At 34.4% G+C, this 2720-nt stretch carries 3 protein-coding genes and 1 tRNA gene; 3 read left to right on the top strand and 1 reads right to left on the bottom strand.

Annotated elements, in window-relative coordinates:
• Window positions 1–351 precede the first annotated feature (351 nt).
• From cpdR to ACMFKV_RS07080, 3 genes are all read left to right on the top strand, one after another.
• Window positions 352–714: a cell cycle two-component system response regulator CpdR gene (cpdR, locus tag ACMFKV_RS07090; RefSeq protein WP_336288444.1), complete on the top strand. Its 363-nt coding sequence runs from the start codon at window positions 352–354 to the stop codon at window positions 712–714.
• A gap of 99 nt (window positions 715–813) precedes the next feature.
• Window positions 814–888 (top strand) — tRNA-Val (locus tag ACMFKV_RS07085).
• 491 nt (window positions 889–1379) lie between these two features.
• Entirely contained in the window at window positions 1380–2348 is a 969-nt protein-coding gene (locus ACMFKV_RS07080) for a YopJ/AvrA family T3SS effector serine/threonine acetyltransferase (RefSeq protein WP_413154911.1), read from the top strand.
• 139 nt (window positions 2349–2487) lie between these two features.
• Here ACMFKV_RS07080 and ACMFKV_RS07075 read toward each other — a convergent pair whose 3' ends face one another.
• Window positions 2488–2706, bottom strand: coding sequence for a hypothetical protein (locus tag ACMFKV_RS07075; RefSeq protein WP_413154912.1), 219 nt, complete (start codon window positions 2704–2706; stop codon window positions 2488–2490).
• Window positions 2707–2720: the final 14 nt, after the last annotated feature.

Below are 2720 nucleotides of genomic sequence, written 5' to 3'. Positions count from 1 at the left end.
ACAGAATTAATACAATGATATAATTGTTTTTTACATTTCTAACCTCTAAAATGAGTATTCTTATAAAATTTTTATAGCTGTAATCAAAAATGAAAAAAATTAAAAAGAAACACAATTCACAATTAACAAACTTCAAAAATAATTATACCGATCTCCTCTTTTAACATCACATACAGTTCGAATTTAACCAACTAAAAACTAATATTCTGTATCTTCAAAAAATTCGCAAGAATTAACCATTTTGCCATTCATTTCAATTATGAGTATTTTATCGCTTTTTTTATAAGTACTCTATATTGTATAAATCAATGTGGCAAAATACTCTACAAATGGAGCAATTGGAACATAGTCATGAAACGAATCTTGCTCGCAGAAGATGATAATGATATGCGTCGCTTTTTAGCGAAAGCTTTAGAACGTGCAGGCTACGAAGTTACTGATTTTGATAATGGTGCTAGCGCATATGAACGTTTACAAGAAGAGCCATTTTCTCTCCTCCTTACCGATATTGTGATGCCAGAAATGGATGGAATTGAATTAGCACGACGTGCTACTGAAATTGATCCTGACTTACGAGTGATGTTCATTACAGGCTTTGCAGCAGTTGCATTAAACTCAAATAGTGATGCTCCTCCTGATGCAAAAGTGCTCTCTAAGCCATTTCACTTGCGTGAATTAGTTAATGAGGTTGAGAAAATACTTATCGCTGCTTAAAAAAAGGTATTGTTCAAATTATTTATATTTAACAGATAGAAAATTAAATTAAGCATTGACCTTTGTAATTCTATGTGTTGTATGACAGCATCATCGAGTGGGCGTGTAGCTCAGCGGGAGAGCACTACGTTGACATCGTAGGGGTCACAGGTTCAATCCCTGTCACGCCCACCAGACTTCTTTTTATTGCGCATAACTTATTGATTTTATTTGCATTTTTTAAAGTGAGGGATACATAAATAAAGGTGAGGGAATAAGATTTTCGAACGTGCCTTTATCAAGAGCATCTTTTTTGCCAAATTTCGTCATCGATTCTTTGAATTTTTTTTATTGTAATCACTAGACTCTTGTACCGATTTATTTTTAAAAAGGCTTTCAAAAGGTCTTTTTAAAAGGGGCTCCAAAGCTCCCTCGAAGAGGATTATTCTCTTCTGTTAAAGATCATAATTTGTGATGATAAGTTCCTTAGCAGCAGTGTTCTTTAAAGAGCCAAATGTATAAAATGTAGTGACGTCTTGCTGAGAGAGACGCTGAAACTCCTCATGGCTGCTCATAAAATAAATATAATCAAAATCTTACATATTTCGCAATTGCATAAGACATTAATTTACCAAAATGTAGGCTGATGATATCCAGCATCGATTACTAACATGGAGATTAATACTATGAAACCTCATGACTCTCAAGCTGCCCCCCCTGCTTCTTCACAACCGCAAGAAGAACATGCTGCAAACGAGCTAAGCGACTTACTGGACGCTCTCCATATGGAAGGTGCCTATGCAAATTCAGAACAAGACATTTCTTCAGAAGAAGAGACAGTATTCAGCCCTGAAAGATTACAAGACATTATTACAAATTTAGAGAAAGATATTACCGATGGTAGTTGGCTACATGCTTATTATGTAGACACGGATATTAAAATGATGCCTATCTTAGTAGAGAAAGCAAACAACAAATATTCGGAAATGAATCTTAAATTAGCAGATAGCTCTGAAAACCTTGCTCTCCTCATGAAAAAAACAATCGAGGATGGAACTCAATCTGCTAGATTTATAACTTTCATGAAGGATAGAGGAACTCATTTTGCTGTCATTGATTATAGAGCTCTTAACGAACAACACTCCTTCGTACTTCTTGAACCTACAACATTCAATGGTCCACAACAAACAGGGCTAGCAATAAGAACACTAACGGCTGTTAAATCTCACGAATTACCTAATTGCTATTTTTCCATGGCGGAGATGGATATTCAACGAAGTACTTCTGAGTGTGGAATATTTTGTTTGGCTCTTGCTAAGAAACTTCATACTGAATCTGATCGATTACAAAAAATGCACGAAGATAATGTTAAAGGCGTATTATGTGAACCTGATACGCCTTTGCCCTCTCATAAATTAGATCAGTATCTTCCCGTTACTCTTTACAAACATACGCAAGGAAGGGGACGTCTCAACGAATATATAAAATCAAACCCAAGTGCTATAAATGAAAAAGTTAATAAAAAAGGTGAAACTATCTTTGAAAGATTCAATAAAAGCTTAGTTACAGTTGGCGAAGGAGAAAGAAAGAGAGATGCCTCTGTTTCATCACATAAGAAAAGAGTTCGTGAATATAAATCTGCTCTCACATTGTGACACAACTTTTTAACACTTTTGTGTAATATAAATGGATGTTTTTTTACTATGCATTTAAATTTATGATATAGATGCAGTTTTAGTAATATGAAATACAAAATTATCGCGTAATGTAAAAAGCTTTTTTAAACGTTCATTTTCAATTTTTCGTTATCCACTGCTTTAGATGCGTGAAAATATTGTCTAACGCATCCATGAGGCGTGCAAATTCAAGAATAAATAAAAAGATTATAAGTGCTATCCACTTCATAAAGCGAGACATCATTTTCACACTTTGGTAGGTAACAATTATCTCTTGCAGCATTTCTTTTTCTGCATCCGTAAGCTCTGTGTGCTTTTCAGTTTTTCTTTTAACCATGTTTCCACCCACAC

The organism is Bartonella propinqua, from assembly GCF_047263965.1.
Taxonomy (GTDB): Bacteria; Pseudomonadota; Alphaproteobacteria; order Rhizobiales; family Rhizobiaceae; genus Bartonella.
This window is presented reverse-complemented; position numbering and strand designations above follow the sequence as displayed.